The sequence below is a fragment of the Alkalinema sp. FACHB-956 genome (assembly GCF_014697025.1).
Classification (GTDB): Bacteria; Cyanobacteriota; Cyanobacteriia; order Leptolyngbyales; family Leptolyngbyaceae; genus Alkalinema.
The window spans coordinates 414929-437892 of sequence record NZ_JACJRC010000002.1; the positions used below are offsets into that span (position 1 = coordinate 414929).

At 50.0% G+C, this 22964-nt stretch carries 17 protein-coding genes; 9 read left to right on the top strand and 8 right to left on the bottom strand.

Annotation, left to right across the window (positions count from 1 at the left end):
- Positions 1-21: 21 nt before the first annotated feature.
- From mdh to prfC, 5 genes are all read right to left on the bottom strand, one after another.
- Positions 22-999 carry a malate dehydrogenase gene (gene mdh, locus H6G21_RS05110; RefSeq protein ID WP_190571179.1) on the bottom strand — a complete coding sequence of 326 codons (978 nt, stop codon included), beginning with the start codon at positions 997-999 and terminating at the stop codon, positions 22-24.
- 68 nt (positions 1000-1067) lie between these two features.
- Positions 1068-1286, bottom strand: a complete 219-nt coding sequence (locus tag H6G21_RS05115; protein ID WP_190571181.1) for an NAD(P)H-quinone oxidoreductase subunit O — start codon at positions 1284-1286, stop codon at positions 1068-1070.
- A 301-nt stretch (positions 1287-1587) separates the two neighbouring features.
- Complete coding sequence (locus H6G21_RS05120; protein WP_190571182.1) at positions 1588-2040, bottom strand: RNA-binding protein; 453 nt, start codon at positions 2038-2040, stop codon at positions 1588-1590.
- Between the two features lie 824 nt (positions 2041-2864).
- Entirely contained in the window at positions 2865-5309 is a 2445-nt protein-coding gene (locus H6G21_RS05125) for a M48 family metalloprotease (RefSeq protein ID WP_190571184.1), read from the bottom strand.
- 107 nt (positions 5310-5416) lie between these two features.
- Complete coding sequence (prfC, locus tag H6G21_RS05130) at positions 5417-7045, bottom strand: peptide chain release factor 3 (RefSeq protein ID WP_190571186.1); 1629 nt, start codon at positions 7043-7045, stop codon at positions 5417-5419.
- A 1359-nt stretch (positions 7046-8404) separates the two neighbouring features.
- Between prfC and H6G21_RS05135 the strand changes: the two genes are divergently transcribed.
- From H6G21_RS05135 to H6G21_RS05150, 4 genes are all read left to right on the top strand, one after another.
- Positions 8405-10531, top strand: coding sequence for an FG-GAP-like repeat-containing protein (locus tag H6G21_RS05135; RefSeq protein WP_190571188.1), 2127 nt, complete (start codon positions 8405-8407; stop codon positions 10529-10531).
- 689 nt (positions 10532-11220) lie between these two features.
- On the top strand, positions 11221-12744 hold the full coding sequence (locus H6G21_RS05140; protein ID WP_190571190.1) for an MBOAT family protein: 1524 nt from the start codon (positions 11221-11223) through the stop codon (positions 12742-12744).
- Between the two features lie 158 nt (positions 12745-12902).
- Positions 12903-13298, top strand: coding sequence for a phosphomannose isomerase type II C-terminal cupin domain (locus H6G21_RS05145; RefSeq protein ID WP_190571192.1), 396 nt, complete (start codon positions 12903-12905; stop codon positions 13296-13298).
- Positions 13299-13354: 56 nt separating this feature from the next.
- Complete coding sequence (locus H6G21_RS05150; RefSeq protein ID WP_190571194.1) at positions 13355-14383, top strand: isochorismatase; 1029 nt, start codon at positions 13355-13357, stop codon at positions 14381-14383.
- A 3-nt stretch (positions 14384-14386) separates the two neighbouring features.
- On the opposite strand, the gene moaB is transcribed toward H6G21_RS05150, so the two are convergent.
- Positions 14387-14908 carry a molybdenum cofactor biosynthesis protein B gene (gene moaB, locus H6G21_RS05155; RefSeq protein ID WP_190571286.1) on the bottom strand — a complete coding sequence of 174 codons (522 nt, stop codon included), beginning with the start codon at positions 14906-14908 and terminating at the stop codon, positions 14387-14389.
- 183 nt (positions 14909-15091) lie between these two features.
- Here moaB and H6G21_RS05160 point away from each other — a divergent pair, with 183 nt between their 5' ends.
- Both H6G21_RS05160 and H6G21_RS05165 read left to right on the top strand, forming a co-directional pair.
- A complete protein-coding gene (locus H6G21_RS05160; RefSeq protein WP_190571196.1) occupies positions 15092-15838 on the top strand; it encodes a metal ABC transporter ATP-binding protein in 747 nt (248 codons plus the stop codon).
- Positions 15839-15992: 154 nt separating this feature from the next.
- Positions 15993-16841 carry a metal ABC transporter permease gene (locus H6G21_RS05165; protein ID WP_190571198.1) on the top strand — a complete coding sequence of 283 codons (849 nt, stop codon included), beginning with the start codon at positions 15993-15995 and terminating at the stop codon, positions 16839-16841.
- A 271-nt stretch (positions 16842-17112) separates the two neighbouring features.
- On the opposite strand, the gene H6G21_RS05170 is transcribed toward H6G21_RS05165, so the two are convergent.
- A complete protein-coding gene (locus H6G21_RS05170; RefSeq protein WP_190571200.1) occupies positions 17113-17433 on the bottom strand; it encodes a hypothetical protein in 321 nt (106 codons plus the stop codon).
- Between the two features lie 572 nt (positions 17434-18005).
- On the opposite strand from H6G21_RS05170, the gene H6G21_RS05175 reads away from it, so the two are divergent.
- A complete protein-coding gene (locus H6G21_RS05175; RefSeq protein ID WP_190571202.1) occupies positions 18006-18500 on the top strand; it encodes a hypothetical protein in 495 nt (164 codons plus the stop codon).
- A 162-nt stretch (positions 18501-18662) separates the two neighbouring features.
- Here the strand turns inward: H6G21_RS05175 and H6G21_RS05180 are convergent, their stop codons facing one another.
- Positions 18663-20024, bottom strand: coding sequence for a Rieske 2Fe-2S domain-containing protein (locus H6G21_RS05180; RefSeq protein ID WP_347277982.1), 1362 nt, complete (start codon positions 20022-20024; stop codon positions 18663-18665).
- Positions 20025-20438: 414 nt separating this feature from the next.
- On the opposite strand from H6G21_RS05180, the gene H6G21_RS05185 reads away from it, so the two are divergent.
- Both H6G21_RS05185 and H6G21_RS05190 read left to right on the top strand, forming a co-directional pair.
- Complete coding sequence (locus H6G21_RS05185) at positions 20439-22034, top strand: alkaline phosphatase D family protein (protein ID WP_190571206.1); 1596 nt, start codon at positions 20439-20441, stop codon at positions 22032-22034.
- A 60-nt stretch (positions 22035-22094) separates the two neighbouring features.
- Positions 22095-22898, top strand: coding sequence for an endonuclease/exonuclease/phosphatase family protein (locus H6G21_RS05190; RefSeq protein ID WP_190571209.1), 804 nt, complete (start codon positions 22095-22097; stop codon positions 22896-22898).
- Positions 22899-22964: the final 66 nt, after the last annotated feature.

The following is a 22964-nucleotide window of genomic DNA, read 5'->3' on the forward strand; positions in this document are numbered from 1 at the left end:
GGCCATCGCCCCTTGATTGTTTTAATTGTTTGCCTGAGTTTGCAACAAATCCATTAGAAGATCAATACTTTGGCGCACCGATCGCGCAGAAGAGAGCAATTGCTCCTGTTCATGGGTTGTCAGCTTCAGTTCCACCACCTGATCTACACCTCGGCATCCCAAACGACAGGGCACTCCCAGAAAAATATCTTTCAATCCATATTCTCCATTCAGATAGACGGCTGCGGGTAACAGCCGCGCTTGGTTATATAACACGGCCTCCACCATCAAAGCTGCCGAGGAAGCGGGGGCATAGAAGGCACTGCCCGTTTGCATTAATTGCACAATTTCTGCGCCGCCGTTACGGGTGCGATCGATTAATCGAGCAATCGTAGCTTCATCCATTAGCTCAGTAATGGGGATTCCGCTGACTGTGGTATACCGAGGTAACGGCACCATTAAATCACCATGGCCGCCCAAAACAGTTGCATGGATCTCTGCGACCGAAACCCCCAGTTCCATGGCAACAAAGGTTTGGAATCGGGAGGCATCCAGCACCCCGGCCATCCCCATCACCCGATCGGGGGGCAAATCACTCACCTGCCATGCCAGATAGGTCATCACATCCAAGGGATTCGTCACCATGATGATCACTGCATTGGGAGATTGTGCGATCGCATTTTGCACCACCTTTTGCACAATTTTTGCATTGGTGATCAGCAGATCATCCCGGCTCATGCCGGGTTTACGAGCAACTCCCGCTGTCACCACCACAATGTCCGATCCTGCCGTATCTGCGTAGTCATTGGTTCCAAGAATTCGGCGGTTATGGCGCTCTACACCTCGCGCTTCCATTAAATCTAGGGCTAGTCCTTGGGGCCGACCTGGCACAACATCCAGCAAAACCACATCTGCAAGGTTTTTTTCCGCCAGACGTTGTGCCAAAGCACTGCCAACATTTCCAGCCCCAATGACTGCAACCCGAAACTGCGGGCAACCTAACACTTGGGCAGACAGCATAACTCCTACTCCCAAGCTCCTTCTCAGAAGAGCAACTGAAGGATGCTTTATCCGCAGTCTAGCAAGTTCTAACCCGAGAACGCTTCTAACTGATCAATCCTTAACCAAATATTGGGCGTGGGCACGATGCCAAATTTGACAAAGGCATAATCGCCACGAACGTCTAAGACTTCCCCAGGGGTTTCAAATAAATAGGATGGAAAGCGGCGATCGCTAGCATAGGCTTCAACACTATTTTCCAGCTTTTCGCGGATTGCCTTAACCATGGCACCTTTTTTGACCGTCATGATTCCACCTCGGGATCTGCTTTGAGGACAATTCAGAAATCGCTAAAAATCAAGGGTGAAGCCAAGACTTCACCCCATCTATTTAAGCAAAATTCACAGGTTTCTTAACACAGGTAACATTGATCAATTTATCTATACAATGCACACCCATTGTTCAATCCATCTTGTTCAATCCATCGACTTAAATCCAATTTAGAAAACTGGCTGCAACCCAATGGTTTCACCGGAATGGAAACGGTAAATTCGATGAATTTCATCGATAGCTCGAATTGACCTATCGATCGACCTCGATCGAGCCTGCCTATGAACCCGTAGTTTGAGCCGCTAGTAGTTGCTTCAGCTTCTCCAGGTCACTGGCCCAGCGAGGATCGGGCTGGAATCCTTCAGAATCGGAGGTGCTAGCAACACGGCGATTGTTACCACCGCCACCTTTGTTGTTGCCACCCTTGTTCCGGCGGTTGTTAGAAGCAGGAGCCGCAGGAGCCGAGCCTTCCGCTGCATCATCGCCCTTAGACCGAGGCAGCGCCTTTTCAATTTTGATGGCGTTGTCCTTCACCGAGACTCCATTGAATTTCTCAATGAATTGATCGGCTTCTTCATCGGTTTTGACAGTTACGAAGCCAAAGCCCCGACATTTGCCAGTTTTGCGATCGGTAATTAGTTTTGCGGAGACTCCTGCTTCAGAAAACACCGCTTCTAGATCTTGGCGATTGACATCCTCAGGCAGATTGCCGACATACAGACGAACAGACATTGGAAAAGACCTCCAGACTCAGAACTTTGAAAGAAAAAACTGTTTCATAACTGTGGGCGTTTCAGGCGAGGATTCTAGAAGGCGGGCTGGAGCTTCAACCTCAGCGAAACCATGTCCGGTTTTGTAACATTCCTCAATTAGCTCGCAAACGACTTAAATCCCATCCACCATCATGACATCTTTTCTCTATCCACCTTACCAAGACCTCTTCCTTTTTCAGACTGCGCCTGCAAATTTTCTGAATGTTCTTTTCACATTCCTGATAAACGAAGAGAAAACAAGGCTTGAAAGCCCTGTCTTGGTGTGTATTGACACCTTGACAAATGCCAGAAGCAAGGGCGAGAGACGACTCCACTCTAACTGAAAAATCAACCATTCAATAAAGTAGCATGCTGGTTTCTTCAGAGCTAGGTAGTTTTACAGATTTCTCCTAAATAGAAGAGCTCCTGTCAGCCACAATCCCCAGCGATCGAGGGCCTATTGCTGACGTTCTAGCAGTAAAAAGCCAGCCATACGGGTGGCTGGCGAAGCTTGCTGTGTTGGGAGGAGAAATATCTGATACCGAGACCATTCAAGACAACCTGATCGAACTGGGCAAATCCCACGAGGTAAATCCCACAGGGCAAATCCCAAAAGCGATGGAGGCTAACCTGGACGCAGAACTTTCAGTCTCCTTGTTAAGAAATGTAACATATTCGCCCGTTAAACTGCAACTGTTTGTTACAAATCGACGGATGGTATTCTCGATGGCCGATCGGGGTGAACCAATCGAGCGCAAGCCAATCGGGTACAAGCCGATCGGCCACAAGCCAATCGGGCGCAGATTACAGCAGTAGGTAGAGCCCCGCCACGATCGCGAGTATGGCCACAATCGTAGACCAGAGGGGATGGCTGCCGTTGTTGCGCCCTGCGGGACTGCGTAACCATTCCATATCCAGCCAAGGAGTTGCCCCCCGCCGCAGCCAACCAATCACGGTGACGGGTTGACCAACCTGATCGCTGGGTCGATCCTGATGCCGGAGCCAATTGCCGATCGGCCCCAGTTGAGAGAGGTAATGTAATCGCACCAGTCCTAGGGGCGTCTGTAACCATAAATCCTGTCCCAACCAGTTACTAATCCCCTGACGTCCCAACAATTGGCCTTGGAGTTTAATCCTTTGTGGCTGTAGAGGATCCAGCGTTGGATTTTGGAGAAATTCAGCCACTTCACTGCAACGGTCTTCCTGTAATGGATCGTGTTGTTCAGGGGGGCCACTCCGGAGGAGCGAGAGGGGAATTTCGGGAAAGAAGCGGTTAAATCGCCAAATGGTACCGAGGCCAAAACCGATTAAGGGGAATCCCATCAAGAGCCCATAGTCACTGCCCAGCCAACTCAGTCGATATTGCCCCAGTTGGAAGGCAAGCCAGCCCAGTCCCCAAGCCAGAGTTGCCACCAAATAGCCCCCTAGGGCACCCCAAAAAGGTGCAGCTATTATAAAGAGATTGGCTGGACGCGGTTTGGACTGGGGGGAGCGGGATTGTAATGCTGTGGGATCTGGGAGGGTAAAGTCTGGTTGTAGCTGCCAGGTTTGGGCATAGGTCATCAGACTGCGCAGGCGATCGGCCAGAAAGGCGCTGGGTTGATTCAGCTGGAGCCAAGTCCGTAAGGGATGACTCGTTTCCCAGGCCAGCACCTGAGTAGGAGATAAATACGGCAATGCGCTGCCGAGGGAGAGGATCGATCGATACCCTAGCGGTTGTAACAGTTCAAAACTTTCGAGCACGGGATCGACATGCCCCCGTTGTTCAACGGCTTCTGCGGTGCCCATGGCTAATTTGGCTAAAGCCCGAGCCAAGCCATTCGGGTTACCTGTCAGGTTGCAGGCAATTCGATCGCTATAGGCCGCACGATCGCGGCTCAGCTTCAATCCGGCCCAACGGAACATCCAAAATAAGCCATAGGCCAAGGCAGAAATCCCAGCCAGAATGTAGGCAGGGATCCGAATCAATCCAGCGAGCCAAGCCTTGCGGCCCGCTACCGCCTCTGCCCGTTGTAAGACCCAATCCCCAATATCGGCGGCCTGCCAATAAACCAGATAGGGAACCTGAATGACCGTTGTGACCCAGGATAGGGTTGCGAGGGTTTTGTGGACAATGTGCCCCATTTCAGCGGCATAGATCGCGGCAATCTCGTCATCTTCTAGGCGATCGAGACAGCCTTGACTGATGACAATGCGGGCATTTTTCGCCGAAAAACCATAGCTCATGACCACAGGAACCGCGATCGGTAAGAGCCCAAGGCTGGGAATCGGCATGTTTTGCTGTTGGCAACTGCGTTGGAGCAGACGATGACTTTCTGGACTAAATTGGGCCAGAGTGCCCGTGGCCAAGCGTTTTAAGCCATAAAACTGTCGTAGGATCCAATCTAAAAACCAGGGGGATGCGAAATAGCAAATTACCAACAGGGGCAGAATCCACCAAACCGGAAATTCCCAACTGGGTAATACTTGACTCCACCGCAAGACGCGCGTTGCAAAGCCGATGCGCAGAACATCCCACAGATATTTGGCTGTAAAGAGGACTAACGGGATCAGTACTAAGCCGATCGGGACACTCATTTGGGCCAAGATTAGGGACAACAGCGATCGTTGAGGCAACGCTGACCACTTGGTTGCCCGTTCCTGTTGCCAGTGTTGAGGCCACGGTTCAGCATCCTGAGAAGGTGGGGAAAAGGCTGCCATTGAAGTCGCTGTCAGGGGAGACTCTGCACGGGATGGCTCTGCATTAATATCCACATCCATCGAGGGCGACCGTGCAGAGATCCCACTCGCTGAAGTTGTATCGGGAGTCCCTGACGATAAGGCTTGCGGCGGCGGATTATCCATCGTAGGCAGCACAACACGACGGCGGCCTTCGCCAGGGGAAGAGGGGGAAACCGCTAAGGGGACAAATCCTGTTTCCTGAAGCTCTGGGTCAGACAAATCGTTCAATTGCGGTGCTGATGAAGCACCCAACTCCGCCAATTGCCGCTCGGCCCATTGTTGAACCTTGGGATTTTCCTGCTGCAACAGTCTTTGAGCAAGGTCGATCGCGCGATCGTGCTGTCCCATTTGGCTATAGGCCGTGACCAATCCCATTTGCGCTTTGAGACACTCCGGTAGGGCTGGCTCCGCCTGTGCCCTGGGATCCTGAATGACCTGCTCTAGGAACGCGATCGCCCGAGGATAGTTTTTCTCTTTTAGGGCAGAGAATCCTGCCTCCAAGCATTGTGTGATCGATGTTTCAGCCATGGTCATGCGCCCCCATCACTTGCCCCTTTAGGATACCCAAAGGAGCTAAATGGGGTGAACTGTCACGAAACGATCTATTTGGGCTGCAAACTTGAAGCCCAGGGACGTTAAATCGCCATGGGTTCCTTGCCAGACACAACAGGTGCTACCCGGCTCAACTTCAGTTCAGGATGATCGCCTTCCAATTGCTGACAGTTCCACTCATTACGGAACAGCAGGACTGGTCGTTCCCAACTATCCTTCACCGTCAGGGTGTTAAAGAGCCGCCCAGCAGCATTTAGGGTATCCCAGCCTCCATCGACCCAGCGGGCAACGGTGTAGGGTAACCAATCCAGTTGGGTTTCGACGCCGTATTCGTTTTGCAACCGAAACTGGACGACTTCCATTTGCAGTTGTCCCACTGCCGCCAGAATGGGATCCCGCTTCGATTCGTCGGCGGAATACATAATCTGAACGGCCCCCTCTTCCCGCAGTTCAGAAACACCCTTGCGGAATTGCTTAAATTTGGACGGGTTGGGATTACGCAGGAAGGCAAACAGTTCTGGGGAAAAGCAGGGAATGCCTTCGTATTCCAGCCGTTGACCTAGATAAATCGTATCCCCGATCGCAAAGACACCAGGATTATTCAAGCCAATGATGTCACCGGGATAGGCTTCTTCAATGACTTCCCGATCCTGGGCAAAGAGCTTTTGGGGGCGGGAGAGTCGAACCGTTTTCCCCGATCGGGCATGGCTAACCGTCATATCTTTTTCAAACTTGCCGGAACACACCCGCACAAAGGCCACCCGATCGCGGTGTTTGGGATCCATGTTGGCTTGCAATTTAAAGACAAAGCCCGAAAATTCTGGATAGGTGGGAGCAATTTCACCTTGGGTACTTTCGTGGGCACCGGGTTTGAGGGCGTAGTCGAGGAAGGACTCCAGGAAGAGTTCCACCCCAAAATTAGTCATGGCACTGCCAAAGAAGACCGGCGTCATCTGGCCAATATGCACCGCTTCTGGATCCAATTCGCCGCCCAGCTCATCTAAGAGTTCCAACTCATCTTTAAATTGTGCATAGAGATCTGGCTCCAACAGGTCTTCCAGCATTGGATCATCCAGTTCCAAAATCGTATCCTTGGCCACGCGCTTATTGTGGAGACTCCGTTCAAATAGATGGATCTGCCGCTTGCGTCGATCGAAGACCCCCTTGAAGCGATCGCCTCCGCCGATCGGCCAATTGACCGCGTAGGTTTGCATCCCCAGTTCTTTCTCAATTTCGTCCAGCAGCTCCAATGGCCCCCGCCCCGGTCGATCGAGCTTGTTGACAAAGGTAAAAATCGGCAGCGATCGCATCTTGCAGACTTCAAACAGCTTACGAGTCTGAGGCTCTAACCCTTTCGCCGCATCGATTAGCATCACCGCATTATCCGCTGCTGCCAAGGTGCGATAGGTATCTTCGCTGAAGTCTTGGTGTCCAGGGGTATCCAGCAGATTGATGTAGTAGTTGCTATAGTCAAATTGCAGCACGGTGGAAGTAATGGAAATCCCCCGCTGTTTTTCCATTTCCATCCAGTCAGAGGTTGCATGACGTTGCTCCTTGCGAGCTTTCACCGCACCTGCCTCATGAATTGCACCTCCGTACAGCAACAGCTTTTCGGTTAACGTCGTCTTCCCTGCGTCCGGGTGGGAAATAATCGCAAAATTACGGCGACGGTTGACAGCTTGTTCCAACTCGGTCTGCAAATCTGAGGACATAGCGATGCTCTGAGACAAATTAAGAAAGATTGCAAGAAGATTACATTGTAATCGGAAAATGTCTCTGCTCGGAATGCCCAAAATCTATGGTTGCAATGCACTGATTCACCCAGCATCCTGGGAACTGCTGGAGACCGGAAGTCGCGTCTTTGCCTAAAACGGTCACGATCGCACAGCACAATAATCGCACAGCACAACAGTGCCAAAGTGGCAAGCTACAGGATTGAAATCATGGATGGGCGAAGGGGCTTTGTCGCCTAACCAAACTGTCGTCTAACCCAAGGAATCCACCGTACCGACGGAATTTATCGTTTTAACCCATAAAGTCTGCGTCAAAGTAGCGGAAAGCTATCAAGTCCTCGCATGTTCGATCGCGAGTTCAACCTAGCTGTAAATGTTGGTCTCTAGGCAGGGTCTAGCGTTGGGCAATCAATCAGCTTTATCACTTCTTCATTTAAAATCCCGGGATCAATCACTATAACTTTAGAACTTTGGCCCCGGTTTTCCGGATATTTTTCTGTAGGATGGAATGTAGGATATAGAGCTCATTAATAGACCTTCTAACAACCTTAGTAACTGTCTGTTATATATCGTCAAATGGCGTATTTAGGGTGAAATCACTGGGTCTACAATCGCAAGACTAGATGACTAGTTCTTTCGTCCTTCAGGTCAATAACAAATGCGTTAAGTCAAATGTGCTAGACAACAATGTATTAACCGACAATGTATTAACCGACGATGTATTAACCGACGATGTATTAACCGACAATGTGTTAGATCACAGTGGTTAAGTCGTGGTGCGATTTAACACCGCGGCAAGTCATGACATAGACGAATGCCTGTCTTGAATCAAAGGCACCTTTTAGTCCAGACTCAGTCATGACTGATTCATCAACCCCTACTCCAGCGATTACAAACAACCTAGTCATTCAATCCCTCTAGGCATTTAAGCCCTAAGCCTTATACACTTAGGTCGTTGCATAGAACTGCACAGTACCAACTGCATCTATTCAGGGTCGCACCCAATGTCATTGGGAAGACATCTTTTCAGAAGACATATTCTCAGACAAACCATTGCTCACCAACCATTGCTCACTCAGTATCATCGCTTCCAGAATTCAGTCAACCAGAGCTTTCGTGGAGTCCTACCCAATCAGTTCAGCAATCGACCAAACTACAGATCACCGTGGCTTACATTTAATTCTAGCCAGATAGTGTGAATGGAAGCGTTTGCCTGAATCCTAGAACTGGGGTTTTGTCCCACTGAAATAGTCCCCGCATTAGCTCAAGAGTAGCTCTGATAGATGAAGCGTGATTCATGGCCATTGCGTTTTAGGTTTTTAGGGTCTGAAGTTCCGTATGTTGGAATCCTACAATTCAGTCAGCGCGTCCAGTTTGGCCAACTCATCCAGCACGAGCCAGTCCACGCCCTTTAATTATTCTGTTGATTTATTGTGGCGTGAAACCGGCTCTGGAACAGGCGTTCGCTGGGGCATGAGTGGGGCAAATGTTATTAGTGGTGGCCTATTTACGATGCCTGATCTAGGCTGGAAAGTAGCTGCCACAGGAGATGTCGATCGGGATGGCGAAACAGACATCCTTTGGCGGCATAGTCCCTCTGGAGCCATGGCTTGGTGGATACTTCAGAACCAGACCCTTTCCAGTGCCTTTGCATTACCAACTCTATCCGATCTGAACTGGACGATCGCAGGAACAGGAGATGTTAACGGCGATCAAAAATTGGATATTCTCTGGCGCAATACTGCAACAGGCAACAATGCCTGGTGGTACATGCAGGATAGTCAGATCATTGGAAGTGTGGCGTTACCGACAGTTGATCCAGGGTGGAAGATTGTCAGCACTGGAGATTTCAACCGTGACGGTTTTGTGGATTTGCTATGGCAACACCAAGCCACTAGCACACTCCAATGGTGGGTGATGCAAGGTAGCCAAATTATTCAAGGCGTGAGTTTACCAACTGGTTTACCGAACGCCACCCTAGCTGGAACCTATGATCTCAATCAAGATGGACATCTAGACTTAGTTTGGCGAGATTACAACACAGGATCCAATAGTCTTTGGATCATGCAAGGTAGCACAGTTCTGGAAAAGTATGACATCCAATCTGTTGTCGGCAAGTCTTGGGAAATTGTAGGATTTCTCTCTCGCCCTAAACCGGAAGAAGCCGATGCAGGCAATGCTCTCCTCAATGCAACGATAGAGAGTACAGCCCAGTTTTTCCGAGCGCAACGAGTTAGTGGAGGGGATCTCACTGACGTCTATCAATTTAGTGTGACGCAATCCGGTATCTTCACGGCCCATCTCACGGGATTAACCGGGGATGCTGATGTCAAACTCATTCAAAATCTTAATCGGAATGACCAAGTTGATTCTGGAGAAATTCTGGCTTGGCAATGGGAACGGGGAACCAGTGGAGAATCCCTGCGCCGCTTTCTTAACCCTGGAACCTACTATCTCCAAGTTAATAGCTACAACAACCAATCTGCCAGCTATGCCATCTCGACGAACTTTCGAGCTGCTGCAGTAGATGACCAGCAATTTAGTTTAAACGTAACTTTTGGTGAGGGTACAGGTGGCCTGAATACTGCGGCTCGTCAGGCGATCGCGGAGGCTGCTAGCTACTGGAGCAATATCATAACCAGTCGCAGTGCCATTACCCAGTATCAGAATCTCAATATTCAGCTCGTGGGCCTGGAGCTGAGTGATTATAATTTGCTTGCCTACGCAGGCCCCAATGTCACCACGGATTGGGCTAATCTTTTTATCGTGAGTGGCAACGCTACCATCAACACCCGGAGATTGGCAGAATTTAATAGTAACCCCAGCTATCTCCGCAGTTTGATGATCCATGAATTTGCCCATGCGTTAGGGTTGGGAACGCTGTGGGTACCCGTCGAATTTCGGCAGGGGAATAGTTCTACCCTGGTGGGGCGAACTTACATCAACAAAACCACGGCAACCTATAACGCGAATACCTATGCAGCCTGGGCCTACGGCGAACTGCTAGGAACCTACAGTCCCACAGCTATTCCGATCGAAGCTGGGGTCTTTCAACATTGGGATGAGTATCAGTTTGACACAGAACTCATGACGCCCTATGCCGAGAGCATTGGCATCGCTACCCCAACCAGTCAGATGACGCTAGCGGCACTCCGGGACTTGGGCTGGAATGTTAACTATGGTGCGGCACAACCCTATACGCTCCCCAGTTATGTCACAGCTAATGCACTGCGAGCGGGAAGCAGCAGTGATCCATCCAACTCCTCTGCTTTATCCTCAGAAACCACTGCGATCGCAGCAGCTAGCCTGGGAGAGTTCGCTGCATCCGCAGCTGACCATATGAGTTCCCGCCCTGCGGCGAAGGGGAGACTAGTCTGTGGCTGTGCTAAGCATCTGAGCGCTAATGGGTTGTATACGAATGGGTTGTATACGATCGGCTCGACCAATCTGAGTCACTTGGTCTAGGTCGCTGAATCTAGGTAACTGAATCTAGGTCAGAGATGGCGGGACTAAGCAAACGTAGAAATCGAGGAAATTGTGCAGTCCCCCAATAGTCTCAATATTCGCCAGTCATTAGCCGCTAATTCATAAACCTCTAATAATAAAATTGCCCTGCAACAAGACAGTTGCGGGGCACAGGGACAGTTGAACGCTGACCCCAATATTGCCCATTTTGAGGGGAATGTTGTCGATTAGGGGACAGTTCATTGACTGTCCATCGCAAAATCGCTGTCTCACCCCTCCTCAAGCGCTATGACGCTTCAAAGACTGTCTACTTTTTCTCATCTAAGCAGTGATTTCACGAGACAATAGCTTTGTCACAGCAATAAAAAACACCAAACTTAAGACTCAGATTACTAAACGCTCAGATCATCTTAATATCTGGATCAATAGCTTCCCCCCATCATCCGGAAACCGGAGTGAATCATTTCTTGTTCATCATCATGTAACTCAAACCTCATGCACTACCGACGGCAGCCTAAAGGCTGCTTTTTTTTGCCAACTTTGTGGTCTAGCCAACTTTGTGGCTGATCAGTTTGTGGCCGAGCAATTTCTGGCCGATCGTTCTTTTGGCCGATCGATTTGCAAATTTAGAGTACACTACATATCCAAAGATGGAAACATCTTACACTCTACTCGTAGTGCTATAGGCCATGAACTTTCTTTCACTAACCTATGCCGTTTTCCTGCTTGGGGTTGTTGGAGTTTACTGGACGCTGCCGAAGCCCCAATTGCGAATTTGGGTGCTGTTGCTGGCCAGTTTAATGTTCTATGGCACGCTATATGTAGAGAATAGCTCCCAGGTGGTGAACCAGGCTCAGTATATTCCTTTGCTGCTGGTCATGACTTGGATCACCTTCCAGTTGGGGCGTGCGATCGGATCTCCCCCCGACTGGCGCATTGAGGATTGGCAATTTGCCCAGCAGGACTGGAACCGTCGTCGCATTAAGTTACTGGTTCTCGGCATTGGCCTCAATCTCTTTTTGCTGCTGAGCTTTAAATCGGTCGTTTTGCTACTGGCTTCTACGATCGCCCAACTCTTTAAAGTCGATCTGGCCTTTACAGAGTCCGCTTGGAAAAACTTGAGTCTGCTAACCCCGATCGGGCTCAGCTACTTTACCTTTGAATGTATTTCCTACCTGGTCGATGTCTATCGGGGTGCGCCTGCGTCACGCAACTTTGCGCGATTTTCCGCCTACAAACTGTTTTTCCCAAAGTTAACCTCAGGCCCCATCACCCGCTATCCACAATTCGTGACTCAATTACAATCGCTCACCTTTCCCAATGCCGATCAAATTTCCGAAGGGCTGTGGCTGATTGCCTGTGGTGCGGTGAAAAAAGGACTGATTGCCGATCGGTTAGGCACCTATGTAAACCTAAGCTTTGACAACCTAACGCGGGCGGGCAGCGGTGATATTTGGCTAACCACGATCGCCTACGGGTTCCAACTGTATCTTGATTTCAGCGGCTATGTGGATGTGGCGCGGGGTAGTGCCATGCTGCTGGGGTTCAATTTGCCGCAAAACTTCAATTTCCCCTATTTCAGCACTAGTATTGCGAGTTTTTGGCGACGCTGGCACATGAGCTTAGGGGATTGGCTCCGGAATTATCTGTACTTTCCCCTGGGGGGTTCCCGCAAAGGATTACTAAGAACTTGTTTTAACCTTCTGCTCGTGATGGTGTTATGCGGGTTGTGGCACGGGGCAACCTGGGGCTTTATCGTCTGGGGCACAGTCCATGGTCTAGCCTTAGTGGGGCATCGTTTGGTGGATGGGTTTTCCAAACGCCATGAGTGGATGGGGCAGTTTTGGCAAAGTTTACCCGGAATTACGATCGCATGGCTGGCAACGCAACTCGTTGTCTTCCTATCCTGGCTTCTCTTCCGGCTTCCTAACTTAAAGGATGCCATCTACGCCCTGCAAAATCTGGTGGGTAAGGCAGCGGATCCTCAATTTGCCATTAAGATCTACCAAGAAACCCTAGGGATTTCCCCCCAACAGATTTGGGCATGTCTGGGGGTTTTGACAATGGGAATGGGGATCTCCTACCTGTTTCACCAGGGGCTGAAATTGCAGTTAAACTGGTACCTAAAGCTATTACTCGTGCCCCTCTGTCTGTACGCTGTATTTCTGTTTTCTCCTCAGGGTGCCGCCAAGTACATCTATTTTGATTTCTAGGATTTGATTTCTAGGATTTGACTTTTAGGACTAATTGAGGGTTTTTCACTCTTTTCAGTTGATTAGAGTCATCGATCGACGATTTCGATCGAAACAATCAAATTGTTCTTCGTAGAATACTGGTAGTGAATTTTTAATACCTGTAAGGAAAGGCAGCTATGAGTCATCCCGTGGAGTTCCCGCGTCCGTCCATGACGCCCCCAACGGCCACAACCCGCACCCGCCGCTGGGGAACGGTTACACTGCTGGAAGAAAGTCAGCGTTATCGGATTAATCGCATCGAAATTGCGCCCGGTGAGCACATCAGTACACAAATGCATCACCATCGCAGTGAACACTGGATTGTGGTAGCAGGGACTGCCAAAGTCACCTGTGGCGGCGAGGAAAAAATTATTTTTCAAAAACAATCCACCTATGTGCCGATGGGGTTGCCCCATAAGGTGGAAAATCCTGGGGTGATTCCGTTGGTGATGATTGAAGTCCAGAATGGGGAATATTTGGGCGAAGATGATATCGTGCGGTTTGAGCCCGATCCAGACGATCACGACGATTGACCCGATCGCCCGGATGGACGATCGCCCCACGATCGAGAACGCCCAAGGAGCTATCTATGTCTGCGTTGCCCATTCCTGAGTTTTTTCAGCCCGATCGTGGGGGGACGGTGTGGCGTGTTCCCTATCAAGAGCGGGCTTCCCAAGCGGTGATGTGGGCCAAGCAGCAGGGGATTGCTCCTTCTAGTACGGATGCTGCTCGGGTTTGCTTATTGGCGATCGATGTGCAGAATACGTTTTGCATTCCCGATTTTGAATTGTTTGTGGGTGGGGCTTCTGGCCGGGGGGCGGTGGAGGATACCCAGCGGCTGTGCGAGTTTATCTATCGCAACCTGGGGACGATTACCACGATCGTGCCCACGATGGATACCCACACCGCTATGCAGATTTTCCATCCGATTTTCTGGGTGAATGAGCAGGGTGAGCATCCGGTACCCGTCGCGACAATGATTACGCTGGCGGAGGTGGAGGCGGGCCAATGGCGCGTTAACCCCAACATTGCTGCAAGTGTGGCCCAGGGGGATCTGGAAACGTTGCAACAGCACGCTCTGCACTACACCCGTCAGTTAACTGAAGATGGCAAATATCCCCTGACGATTTGGTGTTATCACTCGATGCTGGGGGGAATTGGCCATGCGCTGGTGTCGGCCTTTGAGGAAGCGTGCTTTTTCCACTGCATGGCTCGCAGTGCCCAAACCCAATTTGAACTGAAGGGCAGTAATCCATTGACTGAAAACTATTCCGTGTTGCGGCCTGAGGTGTTGGATGGGGCCAATGGTCGCCCGATCGCCCAAAAAAATACATCGTTAATCCAGAAGTTGTTGGACTACGACGCAGTGATTATTGCGGGACAGGCTAAAAGTCATTGTGTGGCTTGGACGATCGCGGATTTGCTGAATGAAATTCAACTGCGGGATCCCAAGTTGGCCAGCAAGGTATATCTCTTAGAGGATTGTGCGTCTCCGGTGGTGGTGCCGGGGGTGGTGGATTTTTCTGAGCAGGCTGATGCGGCTTACCAACGGTTTGCTGAGGCGGGAATGCATGTGGTCAAGTCCACTGACCCGATCGAAACTTGGTTGCAGCTTTAGAAATTACAACTCAGTCAAGCGTGGTAGGAGATCGGCAAAGTTGCAGGGGCGATGGCGGGCATCAAGTTGATCCTTGAGAATGTGATCCCAGGCGGTTTGGCAAGCTCCGGTCGAACCCGGTAAACAGAAAAGGTAGGTGCCATTGGCCACCCCGGCGATCGCCCGTGATTGGATGGTTGACGTTTTGATATCGGCGTAGGAAATCCAGCGGAACAGTTCCCCAAAACCTTCGATCGCTTTATCCAGCAGTGGCCCGATCGCCTCCGGAGTCCCATCTCGCCCAGTCAGCCCCGTTCCGCCTGTCGTGAGGATCACCTGAACGCGATTATCAGCAATCCATTGGGACACGATCGCGCGAATTTGGTAAATGTTATCGGGCACGATGGCTTTTTCGGCCAAGTGATGGCCTGCTTCCGTCAAGCGATCGACCAGCAATTGTCCTGAGCGATCGCTGGCTTCCGTGCGGGTATCGGACACGGTCAGCACTGCAATATTCAGCGGTAGAAACGATCGATCGACAGGCATAGCAACCACTTCGGAAAAACAGCAGAGCAGAATTCAGGAATCTTCTAAACCGTTCTCTATCCTAGCCCGGAAATTTCCCAACAAATTTCTAGGTTTCCTCAGAACATTTTCGGCGGAGTATCGCTAAAATGAGAATCGTTATCGCAGCATTACAATGAGAATCATTATTGCCGCAGGCTATCTATGCTAGAAGTGCACCAGTTAGGGGTCAACTATCGCGGAGTCAAAGGACTAGAATCCGTGACATTTCAGATCGGCCCCGGACAGTTAGTGGGGGTGGTTGGCCCGAATGGTGCAGGCAAAAGCACGATGCTGAAGGCATTGCTAGGGCTGGTACCCGTGACCAGTGGCAAGGTGCATTACTGTACCTGTCCCTTGCATCAGCAGTTAGAAAAGGTGGCCTATGTGCCGCAACGATCGCAGATTGACTGGGATTACCCCATTACCGTGCAGAATGTGGTGATGTTGGCGCGTACCCGCAAACTGGGCTGGTTCCGCAGTCCCGGTCGATCGACCCGAGAGCGAGTCCAGTGGGCCTTGGAACAGGTGGGGATGTGGGATCTGCGCGATCGGCGGATTGGGAATCTATCCGGCGGGCAACAGCAACGAGTCTTTTTAGCGCGGGCCTTGGCCCAGGAAGCAGAAATTTTTCTATTCGACGAACCGTTTACGGGCGTTGATGCAGTAACGGAAGAGATCTTATTCCAGGTTTTTGATCAACTGCGCCGATCGGGCAAAATTCTCCTCATTAGTAGCCATGAATGGGGGCATTCCCTGCATCAACTCGATCGCATGTTGCTATTAAACCAACGCCTCATCGCGGATGGCACGCCAGAGCAGGTGATGACGCAAGATAATTTAAAACACGCCTATGGTCGGGCTTGGATGCAGTCCATGCATCCAGATTTAGGCGATAATCTTTTTTGCTAATTCATGGCTTTGCTAATTGACTCGGCAGGCTAGTGGTCTGTGAGATGGCTTGAGAGGTTGGGAGCGATCGCTCCCAATGTGTGATCGTTTTTAATGTGCGATCGTTTCTAATGTGTGATCGCTCCCCATTGGCACTCCCTATTGATGTTGACCTATGCTGCAACTATTAACCGATCCCCTCCACTATGAATTTATCCGGAATGCCCTAGCGATTAGTGTCATTATTGGGATTCTCTGTCCAGTGGTGGGGAGTTATCTGATTGTGCAGCGTATGGCACTCTTAGGGGATGTCATGGCACACTGCGTTTTACCGGGCTTGTCGCTTTCCTTTTTTCTTGGCATCGACATGATGTTTGGAGCCTTTGCATCGGGAATGCTGGGTTCGTTTTTGATCGCCTGGATTCGATCGCAGTCCCGCGTCAAAGTGGATGCAGCGATGGCACTCACCTTTTCCAGCTTTTTTGCCCTAGGTATTATCCTAATTACGGTATTAAAAAATAAGTTAGATTTAGACAGTTTTCTCTTCGGTGATATTTTGAGTGTTACAGGCCATGACATTATTCGCACCTTAATCATTGCTGTCATTATTCTGGTTGCGGTCAAAGCTTTTTATAAAGAACTGCTGTTTTTTACCTTCGATCGAACAGGAGCACAAGCCCTGGGATTACCTGTCAATCTATTGCATTTAGCATTCATGGCCGCAATCACCCTCACCATCATTGCCAGTATGCAAGTTGTGGGCGTAATCCTTGTCATTGCGTTATTAATTGGCCCAGCACTGACAGCTTATTTACTAACCACTGAGTTACATCAGATGATGGGGGTTGGAGCACTCTTAGGCATTCTTTCCAGCTTGGCAGGTGTATACATTAGTTACTACAACAATCTACCGTCTGGGCCCGCGATCGTCTTAGTATCCTCCAGCTTATTTCTAATAGCACTCTTTTTCAGCCCTTCCCAGGGAATTTTGACAAGACCCAGCAGTTCAGGATCGCCCCATTAGCGCTGTGGGATGCATAGATCGAATTGAAGATATTCTCATTACTCTGACAAGCCAGTATTATTTGATTCGGCTAACCCAAGCGGTTGAAGGGCTCTTTTTCTATCTTGTGCTCGATCGGGAAAAAGGAAATCTGGCTTTGGCCCGTTTCAAGCTGGCACAGTTGGAAAAAAATCTTGTTATTTAAGAGTGCTAATTCTGCAAGGAATTTTAGCTAATCTTTTGCACTGAACCTAGCTTTTGCACGCAACCTAATTCTTGCATTCGGGGCAAGTTATTTGTCTTCATCGGTGTCATCTAACTCGATCGGTAAGCGATGACGATAATAGTCTTGTAAATCCTCCCAACTGAGGGTGGTCGTTCCTGGGTCAGAAAAGGCAGCTTTAACTCTCAGATAGCGCCGTAATCCCTCAGCTCCGGCATCATCACAGGTCGCTTCTTGAAAATCTTCAGGAAAGGTACGAGTTACCTGCAGCCATGCTTCTTGCAAAATCTCAGAAATTGCAGGAGTAGGCGCTTGTTCAAGCAAAATTTCTAGTCCTTCGAGAATTTCGATGGTTTTGAGTAGTTCCGGAGTCACTTCAAAGTCTGCCATAGTCTAAGGGTTGGACGATCGAACGTAAAATTCTAGAATTCAGTATTTCACTTTAAAATACCAAAACATTGATCAATTCATCAGATTCCCTGAATCAGGGAATCATCAGTCGTCAGGGACGATCGTCCCTTTGCACTGGGCCTAACAAAATCTCAAAACGGAACGTGTCACCCTGCGTATAAAAACTAACCATTATCGAAGATGTCTGTTTTGTGGTGTTCGATAATTTTGGCTGTATACGTTTGAGCCTTTACGCTGAAATACCGGGTCATCAAGAGTTCGATCGGTGATTTTGAGACATTGCAGGGATTTATAAAGTTGAGATGGGGCTGCCATACCCAGGTAACATCTGTCCTGTACCTTAAGAATCAAGCTCATCGCTCTCTGTTGCTCCACCTGACAATCCGAATCAAGCTGTCATGCTACCAAATCGTCAACACTTTCAATTGATGTATACCTTTCTTGGATTCATCACAATCTCGAGCCTAGTGGCGGGAAGTATGATCGTCCCCCATAGGCTTCAAGCTATTTCCAAATGCCCTCCAGAGACAGACTTTGCCCCAGACGTGGAAATGATTACTGCTGACGAGTCAGCTGACGAGTCAGTGGATGATCACGCCTTAGCAAAGCACCTCCGTCAAGTGGTTCAAGAAAGCCTCCATCCGTCATCCGGGGATCAAACTGTGCGGTCTAAACAGACTACTTTGGAACTAGCCCCCTCGGTAATAGCAGACAAGACAACTGCCGGGGATTTGACCAGCATCAAACCAGAAAGAGTTGTCGTACAACCTTGGCGAGGGCGTCATCATGTCTATGGCTTTTTTAAAGTGCCTGCGGGGTATGAGCCCAGTTCCTTTTTTCAGGTGGCGGTTGACCAAGGGCAAAAACAATATTGTGGCCATGCCTCTGTGGTAAAAGTGGTTGATAGCAAGGCTGGGGAGAATGGCGATCGTATTGTCATTGGCCGTTTCCGTACCCGCACAACGTTATGGCTGCTGAGCCAAGGCCAACGGCATGAACTGAATCAAAAAGATAATTGGATGCTTCCCATCCGAAAACAAACTTAATTGAATCCTCCAACTTGAATCATCAATCCTCTCCATCAAGCAATCGATCAAAAACCCCTAACTGTAGTGTGATTAACTGCGGTTAGGGGTTCGATCGACCATCATTTTAGCGAGATGTTTGCGGCGAATGATAGTCTCGCGCTAAAGCAACCCGATGTAGATTTAGCTCTTCTCTGGTAAATTTCTCGGAGGAATCGATCGACCGTGGTAAAACCGTTGTTCCAGTTGACCCAAACCGTACCACGCCGCTCCTAACACAATTGTTAAACCCGCCAATAACGCATTCTGCCAGAGGGTCGTTCCCACGATCGCCAAGCCAGCGATCGCTACACAACCCTGACGCAATTGCTGTACCCGTGCCAACGCCGATCGACAACTCGCGCAATGTTCTGTATGGGAGTGGTAGCGATCGAGCAAGGCTTCTCGGTTGAGACGGGGTGGCAAGGCTTCACCGGGAAAGGGTTCCGCTTCGTATTGGTTAAACCATTGACGATACTCAAACACAAAGCGATCGGCCTTGGTTGGCATGTAAAACGCGCGGGAAAACTGCTCACTGCCCCCTTCTGTCGCTAAAATCCGTTCCTGCCAATGCAAAAAGATTTGGTCGTCTTCCAAAATGGCATTTTGTCCCAGGTGCGAGAACCAGCGCGGCGTTAGACTCATGGCCAAAGCTGGAAACTTGGAGGGGAACTTGAATGGGAACCGGGCAAATAATCGACATTCCCCTTTGCGAATGGGGGTTGCATAGACTGCCGTAATTGTGCGACCAAACTGCTTAGACGTGAGGTCATGCCACATTAAATTGGGCGCGATAAAGATCGTGTCCTGGGAACCCAATTTGCCGCGCCGAGGGCCTTCCTTCCAGGTTCCGGTAAAGCCCCATTTATCCGATGTGAGCAGTTCTAACTCCACCGGAGAGGCATTACTGCGCTTGCCGACCGTGTTGTGGTGGGTGTAGGGCAGATGGCTTGGATCTAAGACGTTTTCCAGTAACGTTGCAGCATCGTAGGGGAGATCGCGAAAGATATCCAAGCAAACCCATCCTTCCGTGCCTTCTTCCCAAGGATCGATCGCGGGAACAGGAGCATTCTCAGCATTGTCCGGTTGTCCTGCGTAGACGAACAATAATCCTTGCTTTTCCGCCGTCGGGAACGATCTCACACAGGCCCGCCGCGAGGTTTCTGCCTGCCCCCCTTCATTTTGCTGGGGAATATTCTTGCAATCGCCCGAACCTGCAAAGCTCCAACCATGGTAGGGGCATTCCAATAACCCATCCTCATTAATCCGGCCTTCCGAGAGGGGGACGAGGCGATGGGGACAGCGATCGGCAAAGGCGCGCCAAGCCTTGGCCCAACCGTCCCACCAAATCACCAAATCCATCCCCAGCAGCGTAAAAGGCATGGGCTTGGTTTTGTCCAGATCGGTCAGATAAAAAACGGGATACCAGGCTTCCTTGACATCAAAGCGATCGGGATCGGCACCGCCGACGCTGGAAGACGTGCTGCGGACTTGGGACACTGGCATCGTTACCATTCGTTACCTCTCGCAGGATTTCTTTACACTTATTTACATTTAGTTTAACCATAGCAAATCGGCCCGTGTCCAGTACGGAATTCACGATCGAATGGACTTACGAGCTTAACAAACTTTCGAGTATTTTCCTTGATTAAAAAATATATTTTCTTAACCGAGGGAGGATAATCTGTTGAAATTCAACTTGAAATTTAATCGGATGCAATTCTTATCCGTCCGTAGGTTAAACCGTAGGGTAGACAACCCAGGCTGATTAGCCCATGGATCTTGTCCTGCAACCTAGGAGCGTTGAAAGAGTTTGCTGCCCACTGCCCATCTAGCCCACTGTCCAGTACACTGCCCAGCTCACTGTCTAGCTCACTGTCTAGCCCACTGTCCACTTCCTACTTTGGATATCCCGCCGTTATGTCCCGTTCTCAAGCCCGGTTCAATCATCCCCAGTTCAATCGCCGCCAGTTTCTTCGATCGACCCTTTTTGCAGGAGCCAGTGTGGTGACGGCTTCCCTCGGAACCCAGCGATCGGGCTTGTCTGCCCCTGCTGTTATTCCTTCAGAACGGAGTCGGCCTCAAATTCCCTACGGGGTGATGAGTGGAGATGTGGGGGGCAGTCGGGCGGTGGTCTGGAGTCGGGCCGATCGGCTGAGTCGGATGCGGGTGGAACTCTCGCTAGAACCGGATTTCCGGCGATCGCGCTTGGTCTACGGTGAGGTGGCTCAGGCCAGCCAGGATTTCACCAGTCGCGTGGTCTTGTCTCAATTGCCCACCGATCGACCCATTTTCTACCGAGTGCAGTTCCAAGACCTGGATCAGCCCAAAATTCTCAGCGAACCCGCGATCGGGCAGTTACAAATCCCCAACAGTCGGCGGGATATCTTCTTTGCCTGGGGGGGCGATACGGCGGGGCAGGGCTGGGGTATCAATCCCGAATTTGGCGGCATGAAAATCTATGAAACGATGCGCCAACTGAAACCGGATTTCTTCATCCACTCCGGCGACACGATCTATGCCGATAATCCCATCCAAGCGGAAGTGAAATTGGAGGATGGAAGAATTTGGAAAAATCTGACCACACCGGAAAAATCTAAGGTCGCAGAAACGCTTCAGGAATTTCGGGGCAATTTTATCTACAACCTGTTAGATGAAAATGTGCGGCGCTTTAATGCGGAAGTTCCGGTACTAATGCAGTGGGATGATCATGAAGTTGTCAATAACTGGTATCCCACAGAAATTCTGGACGACAGTCGCTACACCGTCAAAAACGTGGCCGTCCTGGCTCAGCGCGCCAAGCAAGCGTTTTTGGAATATTCGCCCCTACGATCGGAGTTTGTACGGCAGCAAAAAATTGAGCGATCGTTCTTCTACGGGAAGCATTTAGAAATATTCATGCTAGATATGCGCAGTTATCGCGGTGCCAATAATCCCAACCGCCAAACCGTTATGGGGCCGGATACTGCCTTTCTAGGGAATCAACAAATTCAATGGCTCAAACAACGGTTGAAACAATCCCGCGCCACCTGGAAAGTTATTGCTGCTGACATGCCCTTGGGATTAGTGGTTGCTGATGGGAAAACGGATTTTGAAAATTTAGCCAATGGGGCTGGGCCTGCATTGGGTCGGGAATTAGAACTGGCAGATTTACTGAAATTTATCAAGCAGCAGAACATTCGCAATACCGTTTGGCTGACTGCCGATGTGCACTACGCTGCGGCCCATTACTATGACCCCGATCGGGCGCAGTTCCAGGATTTCCATGGTTTTTGGGAATTTGTGGCGGGGCCGTTGAACGCTGGCAATTTTGGCCCCAATCCGCTGGATAACACCTTTGGGCCACAGGTCAAGTTCCAAACCGCTGCACCCACCGTCCAGATCAATCAACCGCCCAGTCAGGGGCAACAGTTTTTCGGCACCGTCAAAATTGCCCAGGATTCTGGCTTAATGACGGTTACCTTACGCAATCTCTGGGGTGAGACGTTATTCTCGATCGATCTTCCCCCGGCCTAGAATGAAGTCAGCACGATTCTTGCCAGCCTATTTTTACCAGTCTGTTTCTTGCCAGCCTGTATGGTGAAAGTCATTACAATCAACATCTTGTTCAAATTAGAGGACTGGGAACACCGCCGGGAACTCTTAGTCCAGGGGTTGGCCGCAGAACAGGCGGATCTGATTGCACTCCAAGAAGTGAACTTGGTGCAGAATACGGGCGACTGGCTGGCGGAACAATTGGGAATGCCCTACGTTTACACCGTGCCCTTTCCTGCGGCGGATCACCCTGGAATTACCTATGGCATTGCGATTTTAAGTCGCTATCCCTTTGTCCAACAGGCCGCGATCGATTTACAGAGTCAAGGCCGACTGGCCCAAGTTGTCACTGTGATGATCAATAATCAACCTGTTGTATTGTGCAATGGCCATTACTACTGGCATCCGGGTTCCCATCCGGAGCGCGATCGGCAAATTCAAACAGTGTTGGATTATTTAGAATTACAGGTCGGTGATCAACCCGTAATCGCAGTGGGGGACTTTAACGGAACACCGGAAACATCTGCGATCGAACAGATGCGACAACGCTTCACTTCTGCCTATGCAGCCTACCATGGCCGAGAACCAGACTATACCTGCCCCCCGCCGATCGCGCCTTGGGATTTACGCGAATGGCTATATCGCAGTCTACGCACATTCCTATTCAACCGCACTTTCATCCCCTGGAAAGGCACGCTAGATTACATCTTTGTCAGTTCTGCTTGGCAAGTTCAAGATTGTCGGTTAATTCTCACCCAACCTGCCCAAGACAGAAACCTCTATCCCTCCGATCACTTCGGGATTGTTGCTGATTTATCGATCGTGAATTTAGCTGTTACGAATTAATCCTCGACCATCGCCTTCTTCTCCTCTCAGCCCTCCCACGCCTTAAAATAGAAGCGATCGATCGTC

Bases quoted from the DNA above. Each gene is read 5' to 3' on its own strand.
- H6G21_RS05115 (WP_190571181.1), bottom strand. From the start codon at position 1,286: ATGACGGTCAAAAAAGGTGCCATGGTTAAGGCAATCCGCGAAAAGCTG.
- mdh (WP_190571179.1), bottom strand. From the start codon at position 999: ATGCTGTCTGCCCAAGTGTTAGGTTGCCCGCAGTTTCGGGTTGCAGTC.
- H6G21_RS05140 (WP_190571190.1), top strand. From the start codon at position 11,221: ATGAACTTTCTTTCACTAACCTATGCCGTTTTCCTGCTTGGGGTTGTT.
- H6G21_RS05180 (WP_347277982.1), bottom strand. From the start codon at position 20,024: ATGCCAGTGTCCCAAGTCCGCAGCACGTCTTCCAGCGTCGGCGGTGCC.
- H6G21_RS05150 (WP_190571194.1), top strand. From the start codon at position 13,355: ATGTCTGCGTTGCCCATTCCTGAGTTTTTTCAGCCCGATCGTGGGGGG.
- H6G21_RS05170 (WP_190571200.1), bottom strand. From the start codon at position 17,433: ATGGCAGACTTTGAAGTGACTCCGGAACTACTCAAAACCATCGAAATT.
- H6G21_RS05175 (WP_190571202.1), top strand. From the start codon at position 18,006: ATGATTACTGCTGACGAGTCAGCTGACGAGTCAGTGGATGATCACGCC.
- H6G21_RS05185 (WP_190571206.1), top strand. From the start codon at position 20,439: ATGTCCCGTTCTCAAGCCCGGTTCAATCATCCCCAGTTCAATCGCCGC.
- H6G21_RS05120 (WP_190571182.1), bottom strand. From the start codon at position 2,040: ATGTCTGTTCGTCTGTATGTCGGCAATCTGCCTGAGGATGTCAATCGC.
- prfC (WP_190571186.1), bottom strand. From the start codon at position 7,045: ATGTCCTCAGATTTGCAGACCGAGTTGGAACAAGCTGTCAACCGTCGC.
- H6G21_RS05135 (WP_190571188.1), top strand. From the start codon at position 8,405: ATGTTGGAATCCTACAATTCAGTCAGCGCGTCCAGTTTGGCCAACTCA.
- H6G21_RS05190 (WP_190571209.1), top strand. From the start codon at position 22,095: ATGGTGAAAGTCATTACAATCAACATCTTGTTCAAATTAGAGGACTGG.
- H6G21_RS05160 (WP_190571196.1), top strand. From the start codon at position 15,092: ATGCTAGAAGTGCACCAGTTAGGGGTCAACTATCGCGGAGTCAAAGGA.
- H6G21_RS05125 (WP_190571184.1), bottom strand. From the start codon at position 5,309: ATGGCTGAAACATCGATCACACAATGCTTGGAGGCAGGATTCTCTGCC.
- H6G21_RS05165 (WP_190571198.1), top strand. From the start codon at position 15,993: ATGCTGCAACTATTAACCGATCCCCTCCACTATGAATTTATCCGGAAT.
- moaB (WP_190571286.1), bottom strand. From the start codon at position 14,908: ATGCCTGTCGATCGATCGTTTCTACCGCTGAATATTGCAGTGCTGACC.
- H6G21_RS05145 (WP_190571192.1), top strand. From the start codon at position 12,903: ATGAGTCATCCCGTGGAGTTCCCGCGTCCGTCCATGACGCCCCCAACG.